General features: G+C 56.8%; 27 protein-coding genes. 19 read left to right on the forward strand and 8 right to left on the reverse strand.

Annotated features, from left to right (window positions below; translation table 11 throughout):
• Nucleotides 1-38 precede the first annotated feature (38 nt).
• Both leuC and ACR0DE_RS13960 read right to left on the reverse strand, forming a co-directional pair.
• Nucleotides 39-1,442 carry a 3-isopropylmalate dehydratase large subunit gene (leuC, locus tag ACR0DE_RS13955; RefSeq protein WP_480753832.1) on the reverse strand — a complete coding sequence of 468 codons (1,404 nt, stop codon included), beginning with the start codon at nt 1,440-1,442 and terminating at the stop codon, nt 39-41.
• 43 nt (nt 1,443-1,485) lie between these two features.
• Complete coding sequence (locus ACR0DE_RS13960; RefSeq protein ID WP_260023663.1) at nt 1,486-1,581, reverse strand: isopropylmalate isomerase; 96 nt, start codon at nt 1,579-1,581, stop codon at nt 1,486-1,488.
• A gap of 123 nt (nt 1,582-1,704) precedes the next feature.
• On the opposite strand from ACR0DE_RS13960, the gene ACR0DE_RS13965 reads away from it, so the two are divergent.
• The 4 genes from ACR0DE_RS13965 to ACR0DE_RS13980 all read left to right on the forward strand — a co-directional run bounded on the left by ACR0DE_RS13965 (nt 1,705) and on the right by ACR0DE_RS13980 (nt 4,592).
• Nucleotides 1,705-3,066 carry a mechanosensitive ion channel family protein gene (locus ACR0DE_RS13965; protein ID WP_170395177.1) on the forward strand — a complete coding sequence of 454 codons (1,362 nt, stop codon included), beginning with the start codon at nt 1,705-1,707 and terminating at the stop codon, nt 3,064-3,066.
• 164 nt (nt 3,067-3,230) lie between these two features.
• On the forward strand, nt 3,231-3,590 hold the full coding sequence (rsfS, locus tag ACR0DE_RS13970; protein WP_039541351.1) for a ribosome silencing factor: 360 nt from the start codon (nt 3,231-3,233) through the stop codon (nt 3,588-3,590).
• 44 nt (nt 3,591-3,634) lie between these two features.
• A complete protein-coding gene (rlmH, locus tag ACR0DE_RS13975; protein WP_480753834.1) occupies nt 3,635-4,105 on the forward strand; it encodes a 23S rRNA (pseudouridine(1915)-N(3))-methyltransferase RlmH in 471 nt (156 codons plus the stop codon).
• A gap of 1 nt (nt 4,106) precedes the next feature.
• Nucleotides 4,107-4,592, forward strand: a complete 486-nt coding sequence (locus ACR0DE_RS13980) for an NAD(P)H-dependent oxidoreductase (RefSeq protein ID WP_170664335.1) — start codon at nt 4,107-4,109, stop codon at nt 4,590-4,592.
• A 3-nt stretch (nt 4,593-4,595) separates the two neighbouring features.
• On the opposite strand, the gene ACR0DE_RS13985 is transcribed toward ACR0DE_RS13980, so the two are convergent.
• Together ACR0DE_RS13985 and ACR0DE_RS13990 are read right to left on the reverse strand one after the other, a co-directional pair.
• Nucleotides 4,596-4,943, reverse strand: coding sequence for a hypothetical protein (locus ACR0DE_RS13985; protein WP_170567471.1), 348 nt, complete (start codon nt 4,941-4,943; stop codon nt 4,596-4,598).
• Between the two features lie 35 nt (nt 4,944-4,978).
• Nucleotides 4,979-5,689, reverse strand: coding sequence for a DUF599 domain-containing protein (locus ACR0DE_RS13990; RefSeq protein WP_170818477.1), 711 nt, complete (start codon nt 5,687-5,689; stop codon nt 4,979-4,981).
• An 80-nt stretch (nt 5,690-5,769) separates the two neighbouring features.
• On the opposite strand from ACR0DE_RS13990, the gene ACR0DE_RS13995 reads away from it, so the two are divergent.
• The 15 genes from ACR0DE_RS13995 to ACR0DE_RS14065 all read left to right on the forward strand — a co-directional run bounded on the left by ACR0DE_RS13995 (nt 5,770) and on the right by ACR0DE_RS14065 (nt 20,457).
• Nucleotides 5,770-7,209 (forward strand): FAD-linked oxidase C-terminal domain-containing protein, encoded by a 1,440-nt coding sequence (locus ACR0DE_RS13995; RefSeq protein WP_480753838.1) that lies wholly within the window; start codon nt 5,770-5,772, stop codon nt 7,207-7,209.
• 50 nt (nt 7,210-7,259) lie between these two features.
• A complete protein-coding gene (locus tag ACR0DE_RS14000; protein WP_480753841.1) occupies nt 7,260-8,354 on the forward strand; it encodes an FAD-binding protein in 1,095 nt (364 codons plus the stop codon).
• Nucleotides 8,355-8,357: 3 nt separating this feature from the next.
• Entirely contained in the window at nt 8,358-9,671 is a 1,314-nt protein-coding gene (glcF, locus tag ACR0DE_RS14005; protein ID WP_480753843.1) for a glycolate oxidase subunit GlcF, read from the forward strand.
• Between the two features lie 117 nt (nt 9,672-9,788).
• A complete protein-coding gene (locus tag ACR0DE_RS14010; protein ID WP_480753845.1) occupies nt 9,789-10,574 on the forward strand; it encodes a trypsin-like serine peptidase in 786 nt (261 codons plus the stop codon).
• Nucleotides 10,571-11,389, forward strand: a complete 819-nt coding sequence (locus tag ACR0DE_RS14015; RefSeq protein WP_480753847.1) for a trypsin-like serine peptidase — start codon at nt 10,571-10,573, stop codon at nt 11,387-11,389. The genes ACR0DE_RS14010 and ACR0DE_RS14015 overlap by 4 nt, the downstream gene beginning before the upstream one ends.
• Before the next feature lie 122 nt (nt 11,390-11,511).
• Nucleotides 11,512-11,979 carry an Hsp20 family protein gene (locus ACR0DE_RS14020; RefSeq protein WP_170395206.1) on the forward strand — a complete coding sequence of 156 codons (468 nt, stop codon included), beginning with the start codon at nt 11,512-11,514 and terminating at the stop codon, nt 11,977-11,979.
• Nucleotides 11,980-12,202: 223 nt separating this feature from the next.
• On the forward strand, nt 12,203-12,634 hold the full coding sequence (locus ACR0DE_RS14025) for a hypothetical protein (protein ID WP_480753850.1): 432 nt from the start codon (nt 12,203-12,205) through the stop codon (nt 12,632-12,634).
• A gap of 209 nt (nt 12,635-12,843) precedes the next feature.
• Nucleotides 12,844-13,923, forward strand: coding sequence for a hypothetical protein (locus tag ACR0DE_RS14030; RefSeq protein WP_480753853.1), 1,080 nt, complete (start codon nt 12,844-12,846; stop codon nt 13,921-13,923).
• Nucleotides 13,924-13,943: 20 nt separating this feature from the next.
• Nucleotides 13,944-14,321, forward strand: a complete 378-nt coding sequence (locus ACR0DE_RS14035; RefSeq protein ID WP_480571188.1) for a hypothetical protein — start codon at nt 13,944-13,946, stop codon at nt 14,319-14,321.
• Nucleotides 14,314-15,432, forward strand: a complete 1,119-nt coding sequence (locus ACR0DE_RS14040) for a hypothetical protein (RefSeq protein WP_480753856.1) — start codon at nt 14,314-14,316, stop codon at nt 15,430-15,432. Before ACR0DE_RS14035 ends, ACR0DE_RS14040 begins: the two co-directional genes overlap by 8 nt.
• A gap of 75 nt (nt 15,433-15,507) precedes the next feature.
• Nucleotides 15,508-17,439 (forward strand): AAA family ATPase, encoded by a 1,932-nt coding sequence (locus ACR0DE_RS14045; RefSeq protein ID WP_480753858.1) that lies wholly within the window; start codon nt 15,508-15,510, stop codon nt 17,437-17,439.
• Entirely contained in the window at nt 17,436-18,200 is a 765-nt protein-coding gene (locus ACR0DE_RS14050; RefSeq protein WP_170609116.1) for a hypothetical protein, read from the forward strand. The genes ACR0DE_RS14045 and ACR0DE_RS14050 overlap by 4 nt, the downstream gene beginning before the upstream one ends.
• Complete coding sequence (locus ACR0DE_RS14055; protein WP_480753860.1) at nt 18,197-19,534, forward strand: DUF6638 family protein; 1,338 nt, start codon at nt 18,197-18,199, stop codon at nt 19,532-19,534. Before ACR0DE_RS14050 ends, ACR0DE_RS14055 begins: the two co-directional genes overlap by 4 nt.
• A gap of 1 nt (nt 19,535) precedes the next feature.
• On the forward strand, nt 19,536-19,802 hold the full coding sequence (locus ACR0DE_RS14060; RefSeq protein ID WP_223117442.1) for a hypothetical protein: 267 nt from the start codon (nt 19,536-19,538) through the stop codon (nt 19,800-19,802).
• A 10-nt stretch (nt 19,803-19,812) separates the two neighbouring features.
• Entirely contained in the window at nt 19,813-20,457 is a 645-nt protein-coding gene (locus ACR0DE_RS14065) for a DUF1523 family protein (protein ID WP_170395244.1), read from the forward strand.
• A 38-nt stretch (nt 20,458-20,495) separates the two neighbouring features.
• Here ACR0DE_RS14065 and ACR0DE_RS14070 read toward each other — a convergent pair whose 3' ends face one another.
• From ACR0DE_RS14070 to ACR0DE_RS14085, 4 genes are read right to left on the reverse strand one after another with little or no spacing between them, the layout of a single operon-like run.
• Entirely contained in the window at nt 20,496-21,590 is a 1,095-nt protein-coding gene (locus ACR0DE_RS14070) for a flagellar basal body P-ring protein FlgI (protein ID WP_170664341.1), read from the reverse strand.
• A complete protein-coding gene (locus ACR0DE_RS14075; protein WP_480753863.1) occupies nt 21,587-22,594 on the reverse strand; it encodes a flagellin in 1,008 nt (335 codons plus the stop codon). Before ACR0DE_RS14075 ends, ACR0DE_RS14070 begins: the two co-directional genes overlap by 4 nt.
• Before the next feature lie 2 nt (nt 22,595-22,596).
• Nucleotides 22,597-24,048, reverse strand: a complete 1,452-nt coding sequence (flgK, locus tag ACR0DE_RS14080; RefSeq protein WP_480753865.1) for a flagellar hook-associated protein FlgK — start codon at nt 24,046-24,048, stop codon at nt 22,597-22,599.
• Between the two features lie 33 nt (nt 24,049-24,081).
• Nucleotides 24,082-25,377 carry a flagellar hook protein FlgE gene (locus ACR0DE_RS14085; RefSeq protein WP_480753867.1) on the reverse strand — a complete coding sequence of 432 codons (1,296 nt, stop codon included), beginning with the start codon at nt 25,375-25,377 and terminating at the stop codon, nt 24,082-24,084.
• Nucleotides 25,378-25,424 lie beyond the last annotated feature (47 nt).

A 25,424-nucleotide genomic window follows, 5' to 3' on the forward strand; every position in this document is an offset into this window, starting at 1 on the left:
GTTAGTCTCTCCATCAAATATCTAGATATGAGAGACTCTTACATCAATTCACGGACGTCTGTCAGCCGTCCTGTGATTGCCGCAGCGGCAGCCATTGCAGGGCTCAGCAGATGGGTACGCCCACCGCGACCCTGACGGCCTTCGAAGTTGCGGTTCGAAGTCGCGGCACAGCGCTCGCCCGGTTGCAGCTGGTCGGGGTTCATCGCCAGACACATTGAACAGCCCGCGAGACGCCACTCGAAACCGGCATCTTTGAAGATCTCGGCCAAACCTTCTTCTTCGGCCTGTGCACGCACCAAGCCCGAGCCTGGTACGACCATGGCGCGCATGCCGTCCTTGATCTTCTTGCCTTTCAGGATTTCCGCCGCAGCGCGCAGGTCTTCGATCCGACCGTTGGTGCAAGAGCCGATGAAAACAGTGTCGATTTCAACATCGCTCAGCTTTTGACCGGCTTCCAAGCCCATATACTCGATCGAACGGCGGGCCGCGTCGACTTTACCGCCTTCGAAATCTTCGGGATGCGGTACGGATGCGGTGATCGGCAGCACATCTTCGGGACTGGTGCCCCAAGTGACGACCGGCGCGATATCTTCACCACGCAGCGTGATGACTTTATCGAAATGCGCATCTTCGTCGGTGTAAAGCGTCTTCCACCAGTCCATCGCGGCTTCCCACTGCGCGCCTTTGGGGGCATGCGGGCGGCCTTTGACATATTCAAAGGTGGTCACATCCGGCGCGATCAGGCCAGCGCGGGCACCGCCTTCGATGGCCATGTTACAGACGGTCATGCGCCCTTCCATCGAAAGATCGCGGATCGCTTCGCCGCAATACTCGATGACATAACCCGTACCGCCAGCAGTACCGGTCTCGCCGATCACAGCCAGAGTGATATCTTTGGCGGTCACACCCGGCTGCAGTTTGCCGGTGATTTCGACCTTCATATTCTTGGACTTCTTCTGGATCAGAGTCTGGGTGGCCAGAACGTGTTCAACCTCGGATGTGCCGATGCCGTGCGCCAGAGCGCCGAATGCACCATGAGTCGCCGTGTGGCTGTCGCCGCAAACAACGGTCATGCCGGGCAGGGTCCAGCCCTGTTCGGGGCCGACGATATGCACAATGCCCTGACGGACGTCGTGCACAGGGTAATAGTGAATGCCGAAATCTTTGGCGTTCTTGTCCAGTGCCTCGACCTGAATGCGTGATTCCGGGTTTTCGATACCATTCACACGGTCCGGCGTGGTCGGAACGTTGTGATCCGGCACGGCGATGGTTTTTTCTGGCGCGCGCACCTTGCGGCCCGCCATGCGCAGGCCTTCGAATGCCTGTGGGCTGGTCACTTCGTGCACCAGATGGCGGTCGATATACAGCAGGCAGGTGCCATCATCGGCCTCGTGGGCGACATGGGCATCCCAGATCTTGTCATAGAGTGTTTTGGGGGACATCGGTCCTCTCCCGTATGTAATGAGAAATAGCTGGCGAGTTGGCTTAGGCCGCCGATAGGCGGGCCAAGACCGTGCGGGCAGCCCCAAAGAACCGTTCACGCAGACGCGCGCGATCTTCCAGATTCTGTTCTTGGGCCACATTGAGTCTCATACGCACCAGATATAACGGGCATTCGTGTCAATCAAGGTTCAATCCCAACCGTCTCACTGCGGGCTTGCATCATCCAGCATCGCTGTCCAAGCTGACCTGCAGGAGAGGTGAATGAACCAGGATTTACTACCGGAGACGCTCTCGGAGCTTTACGCCAACATGACGGCGGCGTTTTCCTCGCAAATTGAAGGTCTGGTCGAGTTGATCGTCACCCCAGGATGGCGGCAGTATCAACTCATCATCATCCTGTTTCTCTGGGCAATCTCATTCTTGCTGAAACTGCTGACGCAGGGCCGATGGGAAACCTGGGCGAGGGCCCGGGTGGGATGGCCGAAATGGCGTCTGCGGATATTGATCCAACTGATGCGCCGTCTGACGTTGGTCTATTTTGTGTTGCTGTCTGGTGGGCTTTATCTGGTGATGCAACAGGTCACATGGCCGTCGCGGAGCTATATACTTGGTGTCTTCGCAACGCTGGCTGTTGCATGGCTGGCCATCGCGTTGGTTTCGCGATTGGTGAGAAACCGAACGCTGCGACAAATATTTAAATGGTCTATGTGGGTCTATGCCACGCTGATTGCGTTGAACCTGACGGATGATGTAGCCGGTTTCCTAGACGGCGTCGCCATTTCAATCGGTGATCTTCATATCTCGGCGCTGGGCATCATCAAGGCTGTACTGCTGATCGGCGTCCTGCTGACTTTGGCGCGTGTCGGCACACGCGCGGCTGAGCGCGGCCTAACGAACAATCAAGACATAACACCATCGATGCAGGTTCTTCTGGCCAAGGGTATTCAGGTGCTGCTCTACGGGGCGGTGTTCATGGCGGCGATCCGCACCCTCGGGTTTGATCTGACTGGCATAGCGTTGCTGTCCGGGGCCATTGGCGTCGGGATCGGGTTTGGCCTGCAAAAAGTGGTTTCGAACCTGATCTCAGGCATCATCATCCTGATGGACCGGTCGATCAAACCGGGCGACGTGATTTCACTCGGGGACACATTTGGTTGGATTAACGCGCTGGGCGCGCGCTATGTCTCGGTGGTTACGCGGGATGGTCGGGAATATCTGATTCCAAACGAAGATCTGATTACCAATCAGGTTGTAAACTGGTCGCATTCCGACCGTTTCGTGCGGTTGGATCTCGATTTCGGCACCAGCTACGACGACGACCCGCACAAAGTCCGCGCGACAGCGATCCGTGCCGTCAAGACGGTTGGTCGAGTGCTGAGTGGAGGCAAACATGAACCTGTCTGCCATATCACTGGTTTCGGTGACAGCAGCGTGGACTATGTGTTGCGCTTCTGGATCAGTGATCCGAACAAGGGTCTGACAAACATTCGGGGCAATGTTTTCCTGGCGCTGTGGGATGCGTTCAAGGTCGAAGACATCTCGCTTCCGTTCCCGCAGCGTGAAATCCGCGTATTGGGCGGCCTGGAGGCCGACGCCGAGGTGCAACATCTCGCCAAAGAGTGACTGGATGTGGGGCGCAGCGTCGGCCCTTTCATTGAAATGTTGCAATCCCCTTGTTACCTTATTAGTACCCCGGCGCCGGGGTTTGGCGGCGCGCAGCAAAGGAGGACTATGTCCTGTCTCTACATACACAGGCGGGTTTGCCCGCCGATGATGGGGCCGATGTAATGGCCCACTCTCAGTCAATCAGCGACAAGCTGCTTGAACGTATCCTTTCCTCACTTTCCGATGACAAGGCCGAAGACGTCGTGCAGATCAACCTGCAAGGTAAGTCTTCTGTTGCGGATCACATGGTGATTGCCTCAGGTCGGTCGACCCGTCAGGTCTCGGCCATGGCGGAAAAGCTGACGGATCGCATCAAGCAGGAATTCGGTTTCACCTCGAAGGTCGAAGGCAAGGATGCCGGCGACTGGGTGCTGATCGATACGGGCGACGTGGTCGTTCATATCTTCCGCCCCGAAGTGCGTGAATTCTATCAGCTGGAAAAGATGTGGCTGCCTCAGGGCGGCAGCGCCTCGGCGAATTGAGGCGCCATCCCGGCCTGTATTGAGGGGCCGGAGGCGAGAGAGACATGCGTATCAGCATCGTTGCGGTTGGGCGATTGCGCGCCGGACCGGAGAAATCCCTGCTTGACGACTACCTGACCCGATTTGACAGGACCGGCCGCGCGCTGGGCCTTGGTCCTGCGAAGGTGATCGAGGTCGAAGACAAGAAAAACGCAGGCATAGGGGCCGAGGCGGCCCTGCTGCGCAAGGCGCTGCCCAAGGGTGTGGTGATCTGTACGCTAGATGAGCGCGGACGGGTGTTGTCCTCGCCTGATTTTGCAAAAAAGCTGGGTGGATGGCGCGACGCGGGCCGACAGGATCTGGCGCTGATCATCGGCGGAGCGGACGGAATAGACCCTAATCTGCGGGCGGAGGCTGATTTTTCCCTATCCTTTGGGTCAATGGTCTGGCCCCATATGTTGGTCCGTGTGATGCTGGCCGAGCAACTTTACCGGGCCGCGACCATCCTTTCAGGCGGCCCTTATCACCGGGTCTGACATGGCGCAGCTATTGATCGTCTACCACTCGCGCACCGGCGGCACCCGGCAAATGGCTGAAGCCGCAGCCGAAGCAGCGCGGGATGAAGCGAACACCATCCTGAAAACCGCCGATCAGGCCGGTCCGAACGACTTGCTGGCCTCCGATGGCTATATCTTCTGCGCGCCCGAGAACCTGGCCGCGATCTCTGGGCTGATGAAAGAGTTCTTTGACCGCTGCTATTATCCGGTGCTGGGTCAGATCGAAGGTCGACCCTATGCGCAGATGGTCTGCGCCGGATCAGATGGTGAGAATGCCGCGCGACAGATGGCACGGATCGCAACGGGGTGGCGGTTGAAAGAGGTGCAACCGCCCCTGATCATCTGCACTCATGCGCAAACACCCAAGGCGATCTTGGCCGAAAAGATCATTCCCGAAGAACAACTTGAAAACTGTCGTGAGGTTGGAGCGGCCTTGGCCGCAGGTCTCAGCCTCGGGGTGTTCTGAGGGTCAGTTCAGATCGACCACGGTCGTGTCTTCGCTCCAACCACCGACATTGTCGCGCGCCTGAATTTGCACCTGCGTGGTCCCGTCCGGGAGAACCACCCCGCCAAGTGACCGTGTAAAGGGCTGCTCATCGACATGAGGGTGATGCAGCACACGCATCCCCAGCTCGTTCCCCTGCATATCCAGAACACGCCAGCCGTCGGCATAGTCATCCCATCCGGTGTCGGAGTGGCGGATCGTGACGTCGAACCGCCAGGTATCCCCATTTGATTGGGCTGAAACCTGTTCGACCGTCGGAGGGTCGGCGAATGCGGGGCTGGCCAGTAAGGCGCTGAGAATCAGATATCGCATGGGGTCAAACTATGCTCTCGCGCATGGCATTGCGATCACGACTCTGTGTTTGGTGGCGCAGTCATGATTACGGTGCGTGAATGCGAGGCGAATTCGCGACGATAGAGCACACCGAATGTGACGATTGAGCTTAGGAACAAGGCTACCGGTCCAAGTATCCATGCAATTGAAGCCAACGCAAAATATGTCGCCCGCAACGCGCGATTGAAACTACGAGCCGCCGTGATGCAGATATCAGCGGATTGTGTGGCGCGTGGATAGGCCTGTGGATCATCGGGATCATTTGGAACAGCGGCCATCAGGATTGCGCAATACCCAAACAGGCGATGCGACCAGACAAATTTCAGAAAAGCGTTCGACAGAAAAAGCAGAATAATCAGTATCTTGATTTCCCAAACCATGGCAGGCGCACGGCCGATGGCAAGATCTTCAGCAACCCCAGCAAGGCGTTCGGTATTGCCAAGCAATGCCAAGCCGCCGCCTATTGCAATCATGATTGTCGAAGCGAAGAACGTGCTGCCCTGACGCATGGCCGAGATCACTTGTGCATCGAACACACGCGGCTGGCGCGTCACCATTTCACGCATCCAGACCTTGCGAAAATCATCCATCATCAATGAAACCGATGGTTTCTGAGAGGACGGATTTTCGATCCTCCACCCAATCCCCAGCCATGTCGCGAACAATAGCAAAACGGCTGCATAGTCCAGCGAGGAAAACAGTAATGTGCGGTCGATCCAGGTCATGCCGCGACACTATTGTTGGATTCGGCAACTTGCCAGTCGATAAAATTGGTAATATAATTTTACCAAATGGAGGATCAGCGATGGAAATGCCCAAGCCAAATCCGGATGTCTTAGCACGCAAGCAGGCATTGGTTGCGCGACTACAGCAAGTGCTGCCGAAGGATGCTGTTATCCATGAAGAGGCCGAGACCAGGGCTTATGAATGTGATGCGCTGACCGCCTATAAATGCCCGCCAATGCTGGCTGTACTGCCTTCGACCACGCAGCAGGTTTCAGATGTCTTGCGCATTTGCCATGAACTGGGTGTGCCGGTTGTACCGCGCGGCGCGGGCACGTCATTGGCGGGTGGTGCCCTGCCGACGGCAGATTGTGTGATTCTAGGCGTTGCACGGATGAACGAAGTTCTGGAAATCGATTACGACAACAGGTTTATCAAGGTGCAATCCGGCCGAACCAACCTGAGTGTAACCGGTGCCGTTGAAGAAGAGGATTTCTTTTACGCCCCCGATCCCTCATCCCAGCTTGCCTGCGCCATTGCCGGAAATATCGCGATGAATTCGGGCGGGGCGCATTGCCTGAAATACGGGGTGACGACCAACAATCTGATGGGTGTGACTATGGTCATGATGGATGGCAGCGTGGTCGAAATTGGAGGTGCTTATCTGGATGCAGGCGGGTTGGACCTGTTGGGTGTTATCTGCGGATCCGAAGGGCAATTGGGTGTCGTAACTGAAGCAACGTTGCGCATCCTGCGCAAACCTGAGGGCGCGCGGCCCGTTCTGATGGGCTTTGACGATAATGAAGTGGCCGGTCAATGCGTCTCTGACATAATCAAATCGGGCATATTGCCTGTCGCGATCGAGTTCATGGACCGCCTTTGTATTCGAGCCTGCGAGAATTTCGCCCAAGCGGGTTATCCTGATTGCGAGGCGTTGCTGATCGTCGAAGTTGAAGGATCAGAGGCAGAGATCGATAGCCAGTTGTCGAAGATTATCGAGATCGCCAAGCGGCATAATCCGGTTGAGCTGCGAGAAAGCCAATCGGCTGATGAAAGCGCCCGTATCTGGCTGGGTCGGAAATCGGCCTTTGGCGCGATGGGGCAAATCAACGATTATATGTGTCTGGATGGGACGATCCCGGTCTCATCGCTACCCTTCGTCCTGCGCCGGATCGGGGGGCTGAGCAAAGACTATGGCCTGCCAGTCGGCAATGTGTTCCATGCCGGTGACGGCAACATGCACCCCTTGATCCTGTTTGACGCCAACAAACCCGGCGATCTTGAGAAATGTGAAGCGTTCGGGGCGGACATCCTGAAGCTTTGCGTTGATGCGGGAGGCTGCCTGACTGGTGAGCATGGGGTCGGCATCGAAAAGCGTGATCTGATGACACACCAATATGAACCACAGGATCTTGAGGCGCAGATGGCGGTGAAAGATGTGTTTGATCCGAATTGGCTGTTGAACCCAGCCAAGGTGTTTCCGCTAAAGGCGTCTGCCACGCGCAGGATGGCCGCGGAATAGATGAGCCTTCCCCATCAATACCCAGAGTATATTCGAAAAGATGAAGTGCCATGACACCTGAAACCGAGGCTGAACTTGCGGACATCGTTGCCGGCCTGGATGGCCCAGTGCGTATTGCCGGAGGCGGCACGCGCGGCCTTGATGGGCCCGAGCCTGTGCTGAACCTATCGGGACTGCACGGAATCACACAGTATGAGCCGGGCGCATTGACTCTGGTCGCACATGCCGGGACTCCAGTGACTGAGATCGAGGCGGCTTTGGAGGCCGAGGGTCAGCAAATGGCGTTCGAACCGATGGATCATCGCGGTTTGCTGGGCACCACGGGGGAACCGACAATCGGCGGTGTTGTCGCGGCCAACATCTCGGGGCCGCGTCGAATTCAGGCGGGCGCGTGCCGGGATTTCCTGTTGGGCGTACGTTATGTCGACGGGTTGGGGCAGGTGATCAAGAATGGCGGGCGGGTGATGAAGAACGTCACCGGTTACGATCTGGTCAAGCTCATGGCGGGTTCCTGGGGCACGCTAGGGGTGCTGTCAGAGGTCTCGCTGAAAGTGCTGCCTAGACCTGAGATCGAGACCACTCTGGCAGTCGGGGCCGCTGATGTAGGAACCGCAGTTGATCTCATGTCCACTGCCCTGAAATCCCCCTTCGAGGTGAGCAGCGCAGCCTATGATCCACTGGATGGGCAGGCGCTGTTGCGGATCGAAGGATTTGCCGACTCTGTTGCCTATCGGGTAGGTCGATTGCGCGAAATCCTTGGGGGCGAATGCACCGAGTTAGAGAATTCGAGGAACCGCTGGGTCGATCTGCGTGATCTGCGTACATATCAGGATCTGGAAGGTGATGTCTGGCGCTTATCGGTGAAACCCGGCGATGCAGCCAGCCTTGCAGAACGGATCGACGCGGATCGAACCCTATTTGACTGGGGTGGGGGCTTGATCTGGGTATTGGTGCCAAAGGGCACCAATCTGCGTGCACGACTGGGTCACTTTGAAGGACATGCAACGCTGGTACGTGCAGAGGCTGACACCATCGTTGAATTTGGGCGATTCCAACCAGAGAGCACGCAGATTCAGGCTCTAACAAAGGCAATTCGGAAGAGATTTGACCCTCGGAACGTGTTCAATCCGGGTCTGATGGGGTAGGCGATGCAGACGAAATTTACCGAAAAGCAGTTGCAAGACCCAGCGATTCAGCGATCCAACGAGATACTCCGAAATTGTGTTCACTGTGGTTTCTGTACAGCAACCTGCCCGACTTATCAGGTGCTAGGCGATGAGTTGGACAGCCCTCGCGGGCGCATCTATCTGATCAAGGACATGTTGGAGAATGAGCGTGTTCCGGACGAAAAGACTGTCAAGCATATCGATCGCTGCCTATCCTGCCTCGCCTGCATGACCACGTGCCCCTCGGGCGTGCATTACATGCACCTCGTGGACCACGCACGGGAATATATCGAAGACAACTACAAGCGCCCGATCTCGGATCGTGCTCTGCGCTGGATATTGGCCAGAATCCTGCCTTATCCGTCACGCTTTCGCTGGGCTCTAATCGGGGCAAAGCTGGGTCGTCCGTTCCGGTTTCTGATGCCGGATGCCCGGCTGAAGGCGATGCTGGACATGGCGCCGAGATATATTCCACCGGTTAGTCGCAATGATGACCCTCAGAGCTTTGCAGCAAAAGGCGCTAAGAAGAAACGCGTCGCCCTGATGACGGGCTGTGCGCAAAAAGCGCTGAACACCGACATCAACGACGCCACGATTCGCCTGCTGACCCGATTGGGCTGCGAAGTTGTTGTCGCCGAAGGTGCCAGCTGTTGTGGCGCATTGACCCATCACATGGGTAAAACCGGTGAAAGCCATGCGTCTGCTGCAGCAAATATCCGGGCCTGGACACGCGAAATGGATGGTGATGGTCTGGACGCGATCGTGATCAACACCTCGGGGTGTGGTACCACGGTCAAAGATTATGGGCACATGTTCCGCAGTGATCCGCTGGCGGCGGATGCGGGGCGTGTATCCGCCCTGGCGATGGATATCAGTGAGCTTTTGGTGCAGCTGGAGATGCCGGACAGCGACAAGAAAGAACTGGTTGTTGCCTACCACGCGGCGTGTTCATTGCAACATGGGCAAAAGGTTACCTCTTATCCCAAGAACCTGCTGAAATCTGCTGGATTCACAGTGTTAGAGCCTAAAGATAGTCATTTGTGCTGTGGCAGTGCAGGAACCTACAACCTGATGCAGCCTGAGATTTCGGGTCAGTTGAAACAACGAAAAGTGCGCACGCTTGAGGCTAGAAACCCTGATGTTATCGCGGCAGGTAACATCGGATGCATGATGCAGATCGGCTCTGGGACTGACACGCCCGTTGTCCACACAGTCGAGCTGCTGGACTGGGCCACCGGAGGGCCGGAACCGCGCGCATTGCGCGACGGCATGGCTGGGGTACCCCAACTGCGCTGATCGATTGCTGCACCCGCGCATCAGGTCCGGTTGAATTTCATCCAAGGGGCAATTGCCCTATTTTCGCCGCACCAACGGCATACGAATCTTGGTCGGACCTCATGACCGGAGACCCGCGTGCGCAACTGGATCACGGCTATTGTCTTCAGCTTGCTGCCCTTGGCAGGACAGGCGCAGGATACTGGGCTTAGGAGCCTGGAAACCACCGATGCTGGGCGCGAGTGGATGGCAGTTGGTCGGCTGGATATCGACGGCACCGGGTTTTGTACCGGATCGCTGATATCTCCGACTCTGGTACTGACGGCCGCGCATTGTCTGTACGACAAAACCACAAAACAGCGAATTAATCCGGCCCGGATCGAGTTTCTGGCCGGTTGGCGCCTCGGTTCCGCCTCGGCTTATCGCCCGGCGCGTCGAACAGTGGTTCACCCCGACTATGTGTATGAAGGCAAAGTTTCTGCAACGCGGGTGCGTCATGATATTGCGCTGATCGAGCTGTGGCAGCCGATCCGCAACACCTCGGTCATTCCTTTCGAAACCGGACGTCGTCCTGCCCGCGGTCAAGAGGTGGGGGTTGTCTCGTACGCGCATGACCGCGCCGAAGCGCCAGCACTGCAGGAAGTCTGTTCCGTCATTGGGCGACAGGCTGGAATTCTGGTTATGTCCTGCAACGTGGATTTCGGGGCATCCGGTGCGCCGATCTTTTCGTTTGACGGTGAGCGGCCCCGCATTGTGTCGGTCGTTGCAGCGAAGGCCGAATTGCAGGGTCAACGCGTTGCGCTGGGCACCGCATTGGATGAATCGCTGGAATTGTTGCGGGCCGAGCTTTCGCAGGGGCGGGGTATGAACGCCACATTGGACAACAACACCAAAAACCTCGGAGCAAAGTTCATTAAGCCATGATGCGTGTTTTTCTAAGTATCACCTTGCTTGTTTCTATTCTCTTAACTGCCGCGCAGGCCCAGACCAGTGGCAAGCGCCGACTGACGGATCGCGATGATCTGTATGGGTGGGAGGCGGTCGGACGTCTGGATATCGGCGATCAGGGCTTTTGCACCGGTACTTTGATCGCAAAGGACATTGTGCTGACAGCGGCGCATTGCGCTGTGAGCAAGGCCACCGGAAAACCCTATGCCCCCGGTGAATTGACCTTTCGCGCCGGTTTGAGCGACGGTCAGGCGCTTGCGGATCGCAAGGTCATCCAGATTGCGACCCATCCCGATTTTGTTGCCAATGCGCCGGTATCGGCGTCACGTGTTCGAATTGATGTGGCTCTAATGCGGCTGGAAGAGCCGATTCCCTATTCGATTGCTGATCCGTTCGCCCTGCACAGCGGCCGCGTCAGCGACAGCGAAATCAGCGTCGCCTCGTATGGTCGCGGTCGGGCCGAGGCGATCACGCGCCAACGCTCTTGCCGCATCCTGCAACGCGGGCAGGGGCTGATCAGCTTTGATTGCGATATTACATTCGGTTCGTCGGGCTCCGCTATTTTAGCAAAAAAAGGCCCGCGTTGGCAGATCCTGTCGGTTGTTTCGGCGGGCGCATCGGATGGTCAACGCAAGATCGGCTACGGGATGGAGCTGTCGGGGATTGTCTCGGAACTCAAGGCGATATTGCGTCGTGACGCGCCCCGACCCACGGCAACAATCCGCAGATTGCAGCCGGGTTCAGCCAAGTCCAGTTCGGGTGCTAAATTCCTCAGCGCGGGCGGGTCTTGAACCCGGTCCTTTTACTTCCCATCTGAGTTTTACCGGATCGCCAAAGCTGGGGTCCGGCATAAATCACCGCCCGTCCATTTCGGAGGGCAATTTCGTGAATCGCTCAAAGATGAGGATACGACATGCGTACATTTGACTTCGCACCACTTCACCGCGCAACCATCGGTTTCGACCAGATTGCAGACATGATGGACCGGGTTTTGACCAATGACGTGGCTCAGCCCAGCTATCCCCCTTACAACATCGAAAAGACCGATGCTGATACCTACCGCATTTCGGTCGCTGTTGCCGGGTTTTCCGAGGCCGATCTGTCGGTTGAGGTAAAGGAAAATTCTCTGGTGGTTTCCGGCAAGAAAGCTTCGGACGAAAAAGAGCGCAGCTACCTGCACCGTGGCATCGCCACCCGCGCGTTCGAGCGCCGCTTTGCTCTGGCCGACCACGTTCGTGTCACCGGCGCGAGCCATGAAAACGGCATGCTGAACATCGATCTGAAGCGCGAAGTGCCAGAAGCGCTGAAACCGCGCCGGATCGAAATTTCGTCTGGCAAGGCCATTGAAAAGGACGTGGTTGACGCCAAAGCCGTGAACTGAGGCTGTTGATCACTTAGCGACAGTCCCGCCTCTCTGGGTTGTCGCACCACACGCCCCGCGTTCCTCCAGGCGCGGGGCGAAGTTGTATCCATCGCAACACGGACATGGTGGGCAACACGTTTTCACGAAAATCTGGCAATAGTTTAGGTCGTCAGGCTAGTCTCTTCTGGAACACTTCAATGAACTGAATTTCGTTCAGTGCCTTCAGAGGGAGACGAAATAGATGCGAATGAAATCCGTTTTTGCCGCTATAGTCTGTGCCGTTGTTGCATCGACCACACTGACCGCGACATCAACCCGTGCCAACGATACAGGAGCGCTTATCGCTGGGGTCGCGTTGGGTGTGCTGGGAGCGTCGATCGCCAAACACCATCACAAGCACGGATCAAAGTACCAGAAGCACCCGCATGTTTCGCCCGAGGAGAATGCGATCGGGCTTTGTATGCATCGGACCCACACCGCCATGAGCAATCAAGGCTACTATGCCGTCGATTTTGAGCGGACGCTTTCCTATACGACGAATTCTGATGGCATCGATCTGATTGATTTGGAGGTCGCGCGCTCGAAGGACAGCAATGATGCGCGGAGCCAAATAAAAGCCCATTGCGCTATTCAAGATGATGCTGTGGTCAATTTCCGGTATTCGAACTACTGAGCTTGCCATCGGCAGCTTCAACTTAAGAAATCCAAGAGCTTCTATTTTCCCTTCTGAAAACCAGCGGGCAATGTGTCTCGGCCTTGTCTCTGCGTCTATCTTTTTAGCGTCGAGTTTGTCACAGTCTTGGTGATTTGGAGACCCAAGGGGATGTAAATTGCCATAACATTCCCTATGTCATTGGATGATAAGAAGAATAGGGATAGCAGATGTCGAACCAGCAATTCGAAGCATTGATTCAAGAGACGCAACAGAAAGTCCGCGAAAGCCAGTCGCAGATTGAAGGCTTGACCTCACGGATCGAAGCGGCGCGTACCAAGATCGGAACCGCAGAGGCAGATATCGACATTGAAAATGCCACTTTGGAAGATGTGCACGCCCATACCGAGGTGATGAACGCCAACATCGCTGAGCTGATCATGGGGCTCGACGACGTGACCAACGCGTTTTCCAAGGATTTCGACGAAATGCGTTCGAAAACCGGGTGGGAGTCGTTCGTCGGCATCTTCGCCAAGGCCAAATCCGAGTCCATGCGGCAGGAACGCATGCGCACCGCCAATATTGATGACAAGCTGCAGGACCTGATCGCCAAGTCCGATGTGATCGTAAAGTTGCTGGAAGGGCAGTTGTCGGTACTGGAGGAACAGCGCGTCAAGGTCGAAGACAACCTGACTGTCACGCTGGATGACCGTGAGGCGACGGTGGCCGAGCTGGAAGCACTGCGCGCCGAGCTTCAGGGTATGGACCCGACGATCATTACTCTGGAAAACAAGATCAGCGTCGAACAGGACGCCGCCGCGCGCACCCAGCTGGAAACCGAACTGGCCGAATTGAACAAGCAATACAACGCCAAGGTTCAGGAAGAGCAGGTCAAGTTGGCCAAATCCCAGACGCTGGAACGCTATATCGAAAAGGGCAAAACCTGGGTCGACTCACTGCAAAACCAGGCGGCGACGCAGATGGTGCTGATCAACAAGCTGCAGACAGACACGCAACAACGCGTGGTGCTGTATGACGCCCTGACCAAGTCGCTGAAAACAGCGCAGCAGCAGGACGTGGCCCACCGCATCAACGAGATTGGCGTGCAGACGGACCAAGAGGCGCAGACGGCGATGGCCGCTATCGGCACCGCGACCAACCAGAAAATGGCCGACATGCTTGAGGCGCATGAGGACCACATGGTCTTCGCCCGCGACGTGCTGGAGAAAAAAGCCAAGGCCGATGAGCGTTTTGCCCGCCGGTTCGCCTCGATTGTCGAGAAGCATGATAAGAATTTGTATGGGGGTTGAGGAAAGGGTCGGGAGTTACCATGAAAACAACGACTCTTTTGCTTGCGACGGTCCTGTTTCTGACGGTGCTAACATGCCTGGTAATAGGTTCCGTGACTTATCAATCTGCAGGTTCCCCCAACTGGCAACTTGTTCAGATAGTTTCGGCTATTGGGTTGGGACTGCCGATATTCGCATGGCTTTGGGTTAGGATGTTCAACGTATTCTTCCCGCTACTTCTTTGGGTATCTTGGAAATACTTCTGCCTGATCGAATGGGCCTTCGGAATTCGAATTGGGGCTTGGTTCGGCAAGCAACTCATTGGCGATCCTATGATCCAAGGTAACGAAAGAGGATTCTGGCCTTTTTTGCATCGAGAAGTAGCGGGACCATTTGAGCCAAAAGAATCGCATGACTGACCCCACCCAAGACCATGTCGGCCTGACCGACACTTTCGCCTCACGCCGTTATTTCCGCAAATTCGAGGTGATCACCGTCCACCTTCTGCGCGTAGCCGCAACGATGGAGGCGGAGGGCGCGATCAGCAAGCAAGAGGTGCGGATCGTGTCGCGCTACCTTTCGGGGCTGCTCTACACCTTCCGCGCGCTATCCATGAAATACCTGCTGGTCGGGCGCGATACGGGGCGGTTCTTTGGCAGCCTCGCCATGGACAAGCGCGACAGCGGATTTCCGGTTGCGGCCGAGCTGTTGACGATGGCCAATGACGCGCAGCAGGCGCAGGTGCATCTGGCGAATATGCCCTCCGAGGATGATCTGAAAACCGACATGGTCCGCACGATCATCGGTGATCAGGAGATCCCGACCAAGCTGCAATTCGCGCTGTCCCAAAGGCTCTATTATGAGGAATTGCTGAAGGGTCAGCTGTTCTGGGCCCGCAATGATCCCGAATGTCACTGGATCGGGAATGAGGGCGAACGGCGTAAGTTCATGATCCACTGGGCGGTCTATGACAGCCAGATCAACCTGCCGGTCATTTACCTGATGCAGTTGGAGGACAGCGGCAAGACGGCGTTGCCCAAAGACCAGCGTCGCTGGCCAGAAGTACAGGCGCATCTGATGGCGCAATCACTGGGCGGACTGAAACTGGTCACCATCGCCAAGGGGTTTGATCAGGATTTCGACGACTTGCACCCCAAGCACCTGCGCCGCATCCACGTGGGGCCGATGTATTCCTCGGCCTATACCGAACAATCCGGCCCGCTGCGCCAGGTGCTGGAGGATGCGCAATCTCCGCAAGGTCAGGACTGGGCGCTGGCCTGGACCACCGAGGAACTGGAAAGCGAAGACGTGATCGAAGAGCGTGCCGGGTGGTTCTCGACCGTCGAACGCGAGGTTTTTGCCTTGGATTCGTTCGGTGGGCAGGGGGCCGAAACCGGGGCCACGCGCACCCAGCGGTCGATCATCGTGCCGCAACGTCCGTTTCAGGTGCTGGCTGAACGCAAGCCACCGGGCTTTGCCGATGTGCGCAAGTTTGTGGTCAGCAAGGCCGGTCAGGTGCTGAGATATTGAGACCAGAGGCGGGCTGAAACCCGCCCTACGTGATAAGAGTAGGCCGGGCTTCAGCCCGGCATTGCGAGGAAGAAGATGAGTTTGACGTCAGATCAGATGGAATTGCGCGAAGACGACATTCGTAAGCACTATCCGGCAGCGACCGCTTTGCTGAGCGGTTTCGAGCACGCTCCGCGTATTGCCAAAGCGGTTGAAACGACTGTCGAACGATCCCCTGGTGTCTCTACCGGGCGGCGGTTTCGGTCGACGACGCCGGGTCTGGTGACACGCCGTACTGCCCGCAGGGACGGGGTGCATCTAGTCGAACGGATCGAAGCGTCAGATGACGGGGATACTCTGGTCTCGCCGCCACAGGCGACTTCGCAACAGGCGATACGACGTGCCATCGCAATCGCTCTGGCCGTGGCCGAGGCTTATGCGGAACAGACTCCGCTGGCGGATCTGAAGCGCGCGAATTTGGCCGGAGATCTACCTGCCGCCCGCAAGACCGAATTCTCGGAACTGCTGACTGCCGAGGCTCTGATCACCTCGCACACCTTCGGCAATGCGCTGGCGTACTTGATGTCCTCGCATCTGGGAGAGACCACTGTCGATATCGGTGAGATCGAAGAGGTCCTGACCGACAACGGCCAACTCGCCTTGCACGGCGCGCTGTGGGAGTTGGACCAGACCATTGCCAAACACGCCCCCGATGATGCCCACCTGATCGCGGCCACCAGCGCCTATGCCGAGCAATTGATGGAGAAAGCCGCCCTGCGCGCGCAATCGGCCGGCCATCTAGCCCCGTTCCAGAATGCCGCGTGGCATATCGAGGCCGATGACCTGACGATCCGAGGGTTTGAACCGGCCTCCAAGGCCAAATCCACCACTCTGACCATGACGTTCAAGAAACCGAACGAGGTGGTCGGCAACCATATCGCCAAATATCAGGCCATGAAGCTGGCCAAGATGCTGATGGCATATGACTTTGATCGCCGTCTGAACCCGTTTGCGGAGCTTGGCGGGTTCATCTTTACCTTCATGGGCGACGGTAAACCGGGCACCGGAAAGACCACCCTGATCCAGATGATGGCCGGGCTGATCAACGACTATTGTCAGAACGCGGGCTATCCGTTTCGCTATCAAAACCTGAGCACCGATAATATCGACAGCTATCAGGGCAAATCCGGCCAGAACGCCAAAGCTTTCATCAACACGATCATCGACCCTTCGGTCATCGGTTTCGGCACAATCGACGATATCGACCAGCTTGCGGGCAAGCGCGGCGATCGGCAGTCGTCAGCCGGACAGTTGGAAATCACGGCCGTGCTGATGGAGAGCTTTGCGGGGGCCAACACCGTCGTGCGCGGCAACTGCACCTTTGGCATGTTCTCGAACTACCCAGAGAATGTGGACGACGCCCTACGCCAGCGGGCGGGCGCGCGGTTCCTAGTGGACGGTCCGCAAACGCGTGAGGACTACATCGACATCCTGCACCTGCTGATGGGCCGCAACCACGACATTCCGCTGGGCGAACACGACGCCTATGCCGCGCAGGAGATCAAAAAGGCCGTCGTCGCCAGTTTCGAAAGCCACGCCCGCCCGCATGAGGATGCCCTGCTGCAGGTCTTTGACCGCGTCTCCGGCGACATCGGCCAGATGGACACGATTGCCAAACTGGGCACCTACCTCAAAGCGATCCAACAGGCGGATGAGCGGTTCACCGGGCGCGCGATCAAGAACATCACCGACGCGGTCAAGGTCCGCGCGATGGATTTCGAACTGCCCGACGAATGGATGGAAAACCCCGACCTGTTCCTGTTCCGTGACTACGACACCAAGAAGGCCATGATCGAGGACCTGCGCCAGCCGATCACGGTTGAGATGGTGATGCAGGAAATCAACCGCTACGCCGACAGCGAGTTCCGCTATGCCGACAAGAGCGACGAGGTCGCCATCGAGAACGCGGTGCGTGAGATGGGTCGGATGGAGGAGGCTAAGCGGCGGTATCTGGAGGGGAAGGGGTGACTGAAAGTCTAGTCCACTTCCATGAGTTTAATCTGAAGAAGTCTGATCTTGGTTCGATGACCAAGGAAGAGATAGCTGTATTGGGTATGCTGTCTTACATCTGTAATGAACTTAACGTTTTCGCGCGGTTCCTCAGGCTTACGGAGCGGCAAGATGACGAAAGAGGTCCAGTAAAATTTGCTTCGGATCTTCAGTTCCATGTGGTCCTGAGAACGTTATCTTCCCGCGTTTTTGAGGCATACGAGTTCCTCAAAGAAGCAACCAAGAAAAATGAAAAGCTAGATCCGGAAATGCTGGCGCTCATCCAAAAAAGTACGGAAGAAATTGAAAGATTGGGCGCTTCGGAAGGTCACGCAATAAACCGCAACATTAGAAACGAAACGAGCTTTCACTATAAACTTAATACGGCCCTAAAAAATGCAGGAAGTCTGCCCTGCGATGCAGATGCATCAGTCTATGTCAATTCTCTGGACGGCAACACATACTTCGTGCTCGGAGAAAGCTTGGTGTTTTTTGAAAGACTGCGAAGGTTCTCCGCTGCTGACAAGAAATTTGAAGACCCTGAGATACTGGCAGAAAGCTGGATAAAATGGTCTTTAGAGGTCGTTATGCTTATCAAAGACTTACAAGCGAATTTGTTTGGTATCGTTCTGGATAGGGCGAAGAAAGTACCGAGGAAAACCCACTACTTCGTAAAATCCGAAGTCGTCGCAAAGGATAGGCGTGCAGTAATGCCAGTATTTATACAGAGCGACCAATGATCCGCCTCATCGAAAAAGGCCTGATGTTCGGCAACCTCGTCCACATTTCCAGCCCGGCTCTGGTCGAGCGGTATAACCGCGCGCTGCAGCATCTGTCGGGCAAAACCACGGCGCTGACGGATTTCCATGTCGATATCTCGGGCTATTCGCCGGAGGTGGGGATTGAGCTTGAGGACGAGCTCTACCTCAACCCCAACGGGATTAACCGGCAGTTCATCCTGCTGACGACCGAGCAGAAACGCGCGCCCCTTCTGAACGTCAAGTTCTCGACCTCGCGCGATATCCTGCGTGAGTTCATCGAGATGAACGAGGCGCAGCTGTTTGCTCTAACCGCCACCGATGCGGTGGCCGGAGAGCTGGTGAACTCGGTCATCAAACTCACCACCCCGCGCGACCTGTTGAACCTAAGCAAGATCGAGATCGAGGCCGACACCGTGGGCGGCACCCTGCGCAAAGCCCAGCAGCTAGCGGGCATGGTCGAACGCTTCAAAACCGAAGAGGATGCATGGTTCGACGATGTGCTGATCGCAAACATGATCGAAACGGCCAAGGAAACCGGCGACGTCACCCGCAACCCCGTCCGCCTGCGCCACACCGCATTCGAGCAGCGTAATTTCTGGACGGCACACTTTGGCGGGCTCTACCTGTTCCCGGATATGGATCACCCGGCGGCGATTTGCATAGGCGAAAAGCCCGACGATATGCCGATCAAATATATTTTTGACCCGTCGCAGCGGAACCAGATTGCCAAGTTTCTCGACTACAACGATCTGGTTGAACCTATCGTTAAGGCGCGCGGCGTGGATGCCGCAGCGATCTTACAACAGAAGATGGACTTTCTGACCATTTCTGCGGCTGCTGACGCAGATGTTGATCTGAGCGGGCTGGATCGCAGCGATATGCGACGACTGGCCCGCAATCACGCCGATCGCCTACCCGAGGCGTATCACGGCCTCGCACAACTGTTGCGCTGGGCGACGGATGGCGGGCGCTGGCCACGCATCACCTCGGATCATCCCGCTTATTTCTACACATTGCGCGCAGCCGATACGCCGAACCGCGATCTGGTGAATATGCTGTTGACCGAATTGGCTCCGCTGGATCCGCGGCAGATGTTCATCTGCCACAAGGAATTGTTTTATAGTACTTACAGGACCTGGCCCGAGACCAAGAAAGCCTATGTTGCCGACTTCCTTGCCCGCGAGTATCAGGTGGACAAGGCTGGTGCGCGGGCGGCTTTATTTGGTCATGAACCTGATATGTTAGGCAATGACCGGGTCAGCGAAACAGTGATCGCACGGGTCGGCCCTTGGGGCGCGGTCAGGAGAGATTAAGATGTTCGGAGCGTTGCGCCTGTTTCTGATCCTGCTGGTGATCCAGACGATTGCCTATTTCGCGCTGTCCTTTTATTCGCGCGGAGTTAGGCGGCGAAAGTTGGAGACGTGGTGGGACGAAAAGGGCAAAACCGGTAACAAAGAAGCGTTTGTTGCGCGTGGTTTGCACGTCTACGACAACTCATTCCGGCGCAAACTGATTTTGGGTGTCTATATTGTACCTTGGGTGGCGATTGGCGCGCTGATCTACATCGTGAATTACATGTGAGGGTTAAGGCATGGCCTATGTGAAATGGGCGTTCATTATCATCTTCTGGGGCACGATCGCCGTGATCTTGCAGTATTCCCTACCGCAGCACGATGTGGTGCGGATCGTCAACACCTATGAGGAACGTCAGGACCTGACGGACTGGACGCGAATCTTCTGGTCCGAGCCTGAAGATCAATCCACCAGCCTGTCAAACCGCGATGTACAGTTCATTCAGGCCGTACGCGCCAACGGGAAGCCGATTGTCTATCGCAACGAAGACACCGGTTGGGGCTGGCCGCCTTATTTCAAGTTCGACACTGCGAACCTTTACACCGAGGCCAACGATGCCAAGTCGACCAAAGATAACCCCGATTGGGTGGTCGTAACGCACTACGGCTGGCGGAATGAATTCATGTCGATTTTTCCCAACGCAATTTTCATCCGGCATGTCGAGGGGCCGGATGTCCGCATCATCCCGTGGTTCAATATTGTTTTCCTGACTGTGTTTGCTGCGCTGGTTTGGGCCATCTGGGTTCGATGGCGGCGGTTTCGGCAAAAGAAGATCGATCCTGTTTTGGAGAACATGGAAGATGGTCTTTACGCCGCTGGTGATGCAATAGATGAAAAGCGCAAGGGCTTTCGCCGCTGGCTGGACAGTTGGAAATCCAAGTAAAACCGTATACCAAAAGGCGCACGCTGTGGTCTGACTGCTCATCTCACGATGAACTCAGCATGAAGCGCCCCGGCAGCCTTGATGGTTTTCAGGATGTCGATCATATCGCGTGGCGACACGCCCAAGGCGTTCAACCCGGCGACCACTTCGGACAAGGTGGTAGCCTCGGGGATTTCTGCAAGCCCCGTTCCTTCTTCCTCTTCGATCCCAGCGTAGGTGCGCGGAACAACGACTGTTTCGCCTCGCGCAAACGGATTTGGCTGAACAGCAATCGGGGCTTCCTCGACTGTGAGGGTCAAGTTGCCCTGCGATACCGCCACGCGTGAAATCCTGACGTCCCGACCCATGACAATTGTGCCCGATCTTTGATCCACCACGACGCGGGCTTTGCTTTCGGGTTCGACCAGAATGTTTTCAATACGTCCAATGGCATGCGCGGTTGATACGGCCCGCGTCGCCTCAATGCTCAACTCCACAGTGCCGGAATCGCGCATGAGTGCGACCGCTCGGTTGAATTCCTTATTGATGGCGGCCTCTATGCGGCTTGCAGTCGTGAAATCCGGTTCTCTCAACGCCAGTCTGAATTGAGTCAAATCAGCAAGCTGAAAATCGATCTCGCGCTCCACACGCGCGCCCGAGGGTATGACGCCCGATGTCGGCACCCCGCTTACAACCGACGCTGCTTCGCCTTCAACCGCAGCGCCTCCGGCTAGCACTGTCCCTTGCGCCACGGCATAAATCTGACCATCTGCTGCATTCAGGGGTGTCATGATCAATGTCCCCCCAAGAAGTCCTTTGGAATCTCCGATGGCAGAGACGGTGACGTCAATCTGACCGCCGACGCGCGCGAAGGGTGGTAGGGTGGCGGTGACCAATACGGCGGCGACGTTTTTGGGGCGAAAATCTTCGCCATTCACGTTTACGCCCAGCCGTTCGAGAATGTTGGACATAATCTCTTCGGTGAACGGAGAATTGCGCAAGCCGTCACCGGTGCCATTCAGGCCAACCACAAGGCCGTAGCCAACCAGATCATTGCCGCGGACCCCGTCGAAATCCACCAGATCTTTCAGGCGTATAGCCCCGGCATTGGCAATGCACGGTAAGACTATCAAAAGGAATGCGAGTATCTTCATCTCAGGAAATTCACCAGTGACAGGTTGGCGTTGCGAACGGTCACGGAATACAGACTCTCCAGTTGGAACTGCACGGTTTGCAACTGTGCCGCAGTCTCATAGGGATCTGCAGCGATCAACGCATTGCGCGCATGCTCAGCGCTGGTCTTTGCGGCGGCGTTGCGCGTTGCGGCTTGCTCCACACGCGCCTCAGCCGCGCCGACCTGGGCGCGCAAATTGACCGTCGCATCCTGTGTATTGGCCAGCTCAACACCAAGCTGCGTGAACATTGCGGTTCGTAGATCAGGCGTCCATCCAAGCGCATCATTTGTGGCCAGAGCCGCAACCGCAACATCGCGCAAAGCGTCCTTGAGCGCGGGGTCTGTCGCAATGATCGGAAGCGTGATCCGCTCGTTCTCGGAAATCTGCATCGGAGCCAAGGTGCCCGTACCACCTTGATATATCACCGCATCAAATCCGGCGGGGTCGTTGAACCAATCCTCAGCGGCCTGTTGGATATCTGTTAGGGAGGTCAGCCCTATCAATTCGGCCTGCAGCGCTGTCAATAATGTTTCAGCGGAGGGCAGAGGTGAGACGTCAGTCGACGTTCCGGAATACAGGCTGCGCCCTCCCGCCCGCGTATTCAGGGCTGAGATCATTGTGTCGAGCTCATTTCGTGCCTGAACCGATGCTTGTTCATGTGTCACGGTCTGGTTCGCCGTGCCGAATGATAGCAGCGACGCTGACATCTCGGCGACCGAGCCGCTTAGCGTTGTCAGGCTCAATTGCATTGCGTCCGTGAATAGCCGCGCCTCGGCGGTGGCGATGGAAAGCGCGTCCAACCGTTCCAGGCTGCGATCTAGATCCAGTAGGTGCGAGTAATCACCACCCAGACGGCCCGAGACATCCTGCACCTTGCCGGTGGACATCTCATACGACAGTGTTTCGATTTGTGATTTGATCTCGGCGCTGCGAGTTCTGAGGGTAAGGCCGCGGGCCAGATCCCCGATCGAATTCAGTGTCATGTTCATAACCTCAACAGGGTATCCATCAGTTCATCCACGACAGCGACGATGCGTGCGTTTGCGGCATAGGCTTGCTCGATCTGCATCAAGCGCTGCAGTTCCGCGTCACTGTCAACACCTTGCTCCGCGACGACTTTTTGCATCTCCAGCTGCGCGTTTGCTGCAAAACTGCTGCGCTGGTCAGCTGTGTGTGCGTTTGCCCCGGCTTTGGAAAGCAACGCCTCGGCGATCTCCGCCGCGCGCATCGTGCCTGTCCCAAACCCCACGCTGGGGGCCGGGCGCGAGTCGGTCAGAACGGCCCCAAAAGCTTGCAACTGGCTGGCATCACCCGGCGCACCGGGGGTCAATGCCCCCAGACCCGCGCGTAATCTCCAGCTGTCACCCCCTGCATCCGGGTCGACCACAACATTTAGTGAGATGCGCGACGCAAGACCGGTTTCAGAAACCGGATCAAAGCGGCTGCCGTCATCCGTGAAGACGCCCGGATCGGTCGCGGCAGCGGTCGGGTCCAACCCGGTGGTTTCAAACCGCTCGATCAGGTCGCGGGCGACGGCGTCCAGATCGGCTTGCGCTTCGACGGTCAGTTCGTCGCGGACCGAGAACTGGGCCATCAATGCGCCGCCTCGGATTTGGGCGAACTCTCCGCTCACGCGAACGGGTCGGCCGTTGATCTCAAGCCCGGACAGCAACCCGTTGCCAACGGTCATATGCGGCATGGTATCGCCTGTGGTCGAGAACGAAAACTCGGCCGCGGTTCCTTCCAGCAGGATCAACCCGCCATCGGAATAAAGGGAAATCTGATCATTATCGCGCGCGATCGCGTTGACAGGCACCAACTCGTTGACTTGATCGACCAGAATCTGACGATGATCCAACAGCGCGCCAATATCACCGCCCGAATTGCGGACAGCGGGGATACGAGCATTCAGTTTCTCGATGTCTTTCAGAGTCTGATTCAGCGTATCGACCTGTTTGCCTATCGTGCGATCCGCATCGGATCGCATTTGCCGCACCCCTTCGGACGCTGTATTGAGCGCTGTGCTCAATGTACCGCCTGCACGGGCGGCCTGATCCAACCGTTGGGCTGAGCCGGGCAGGCTTGCAGCTGTAATCAGGCTGCTTTCGAATTGGGCCAGTCTGGCCGAGATCGAAGTGGCATCGTCGGCTGCCCCCAACAGTTTCTCGTAACCTGAATGAAATTGCGCCACGGTTTTGGCTGCCATCAGGTCTGCATCGGTCGCACGGCGGTTTGCGATCAGTACCGGATCCTGGTGCCGAGTGATACCAACGACACGAACGCCATTACCGGAAACTGTGCTGGTCGCCAATTCAAGCGATCTGCGGGCATATCCCGGGGTCAACGCGTTGGCGATGTTTCCTGAAACCACCGCCGCACCACGGCTGGCTGCGCTCAGCCCGCCCAGAGCGTTGTTCAGTGCTGTCGACATATTCATCGGACGCATCCCTTTCGTTGATCAATCATCAGATCAGCGTTTGATATTGGTGGTTTCCTGCAGCATCTCATCCACAGTCTGAATGACCTTGGCGCTTGAGGAATAGGCCCGCTGGGTCTGGATCATTGAGGTCAACTCGGTGGCGACATCGGTGGTCGATTCCTCGCGTGCGAAAGACACGAGATCGCCTGTCGGACCTTCACCCGCGTTCCATAAGAAAAAGGTGCCGCTGTCGCGCGAGGGGGCATAGGTCTGACTGTCCAACGCCGTCAGACCGTTTGGATTCGGCACATCGGCCAGCGGAATCTGGAACATCCGGCGGCTGACCCCAGTATCATAGAAAGCATAGACATAGCCGTTCTCATCAACCTGTACGCTTGTCATCGTGCCAACGGCCGAACCATCGCGTGTGATCGAAACCGGAGCAAAGGTATCGGAAAGCTGTGTAATGCCGTCCGCATCGCCGATCTGGCCGATGTTGATCTCCATCGGTCCGCCGGCGACGTTGACGACAACGCTGCCGTTTGCCGGGTCATAGGCACCGCCGGTCACGGCGGTGACGCTGGCTAGTGTACCACCGGCTGTACGGCTATCGGTGAAGGTCAGGGTATATTCTCCGATGACAGCGCCGCCCGAGGCTGAATCGCGCAATGTCATGGTCCATTCATTGCTGCTGCCGGTTGCAGGAACGGTGGGGACCAATTCGATATCGACGCTTTCAGACTTGCCCAAATTGTCAAAATACTCGACCGACAAGGGCTGCGTGTCACCCGGAGCACCGGCGTCGGTCGCTGTTGCAGGCAGGTTCATCCGCAGGTTCATGGATGTTGTGGGGGCGCCCGAAAGTTGATTAACGCTTAGCTGAATGGGTTCCAGAGCGGCGGGCGTATCCCTCGGGACGCTGGGGATCGAGCCATCTGAATTGGCACGCCAGCCAAGAAGTACAAGGCCGGATTGTGTGACCAGATACCCCTCCTCATTGGTGCGGAATGAGCCTGTCGTGGTCAGCAGCATCTCATTTGAACCTGACGCGATCTGCGAACTGGGACGGACAGGCAGCATGCCTCTACCGCGCACGGCCAGATCGGTTGAATTGTTGGTGTTTACCAACGATCCGCGCTGATCTATCAGGCGTTGGCTGGTGGTTCTGACCCCGCCTGCCGAATAGCTGCCGCCCTGACCAGACGTGACCATGGAGTGAAAGTCGGTCTCGACCCTTTTATAGCCAAATGTCGATGAGTTGGCGATGTTGTCAGAGATCGTGGCCAGCCTGTTGGCGTTGGCCTTCAACGCTGCCACACCGGCATTCAGCGAAGAGGATATGGTCATCGGTACGCCCTTTTGTTGCGTCATTCGTTGATGCAACACGTACCGCA

It is taken from the genome of Ruegeria sp. C10 (assembly GCF_056537805.1).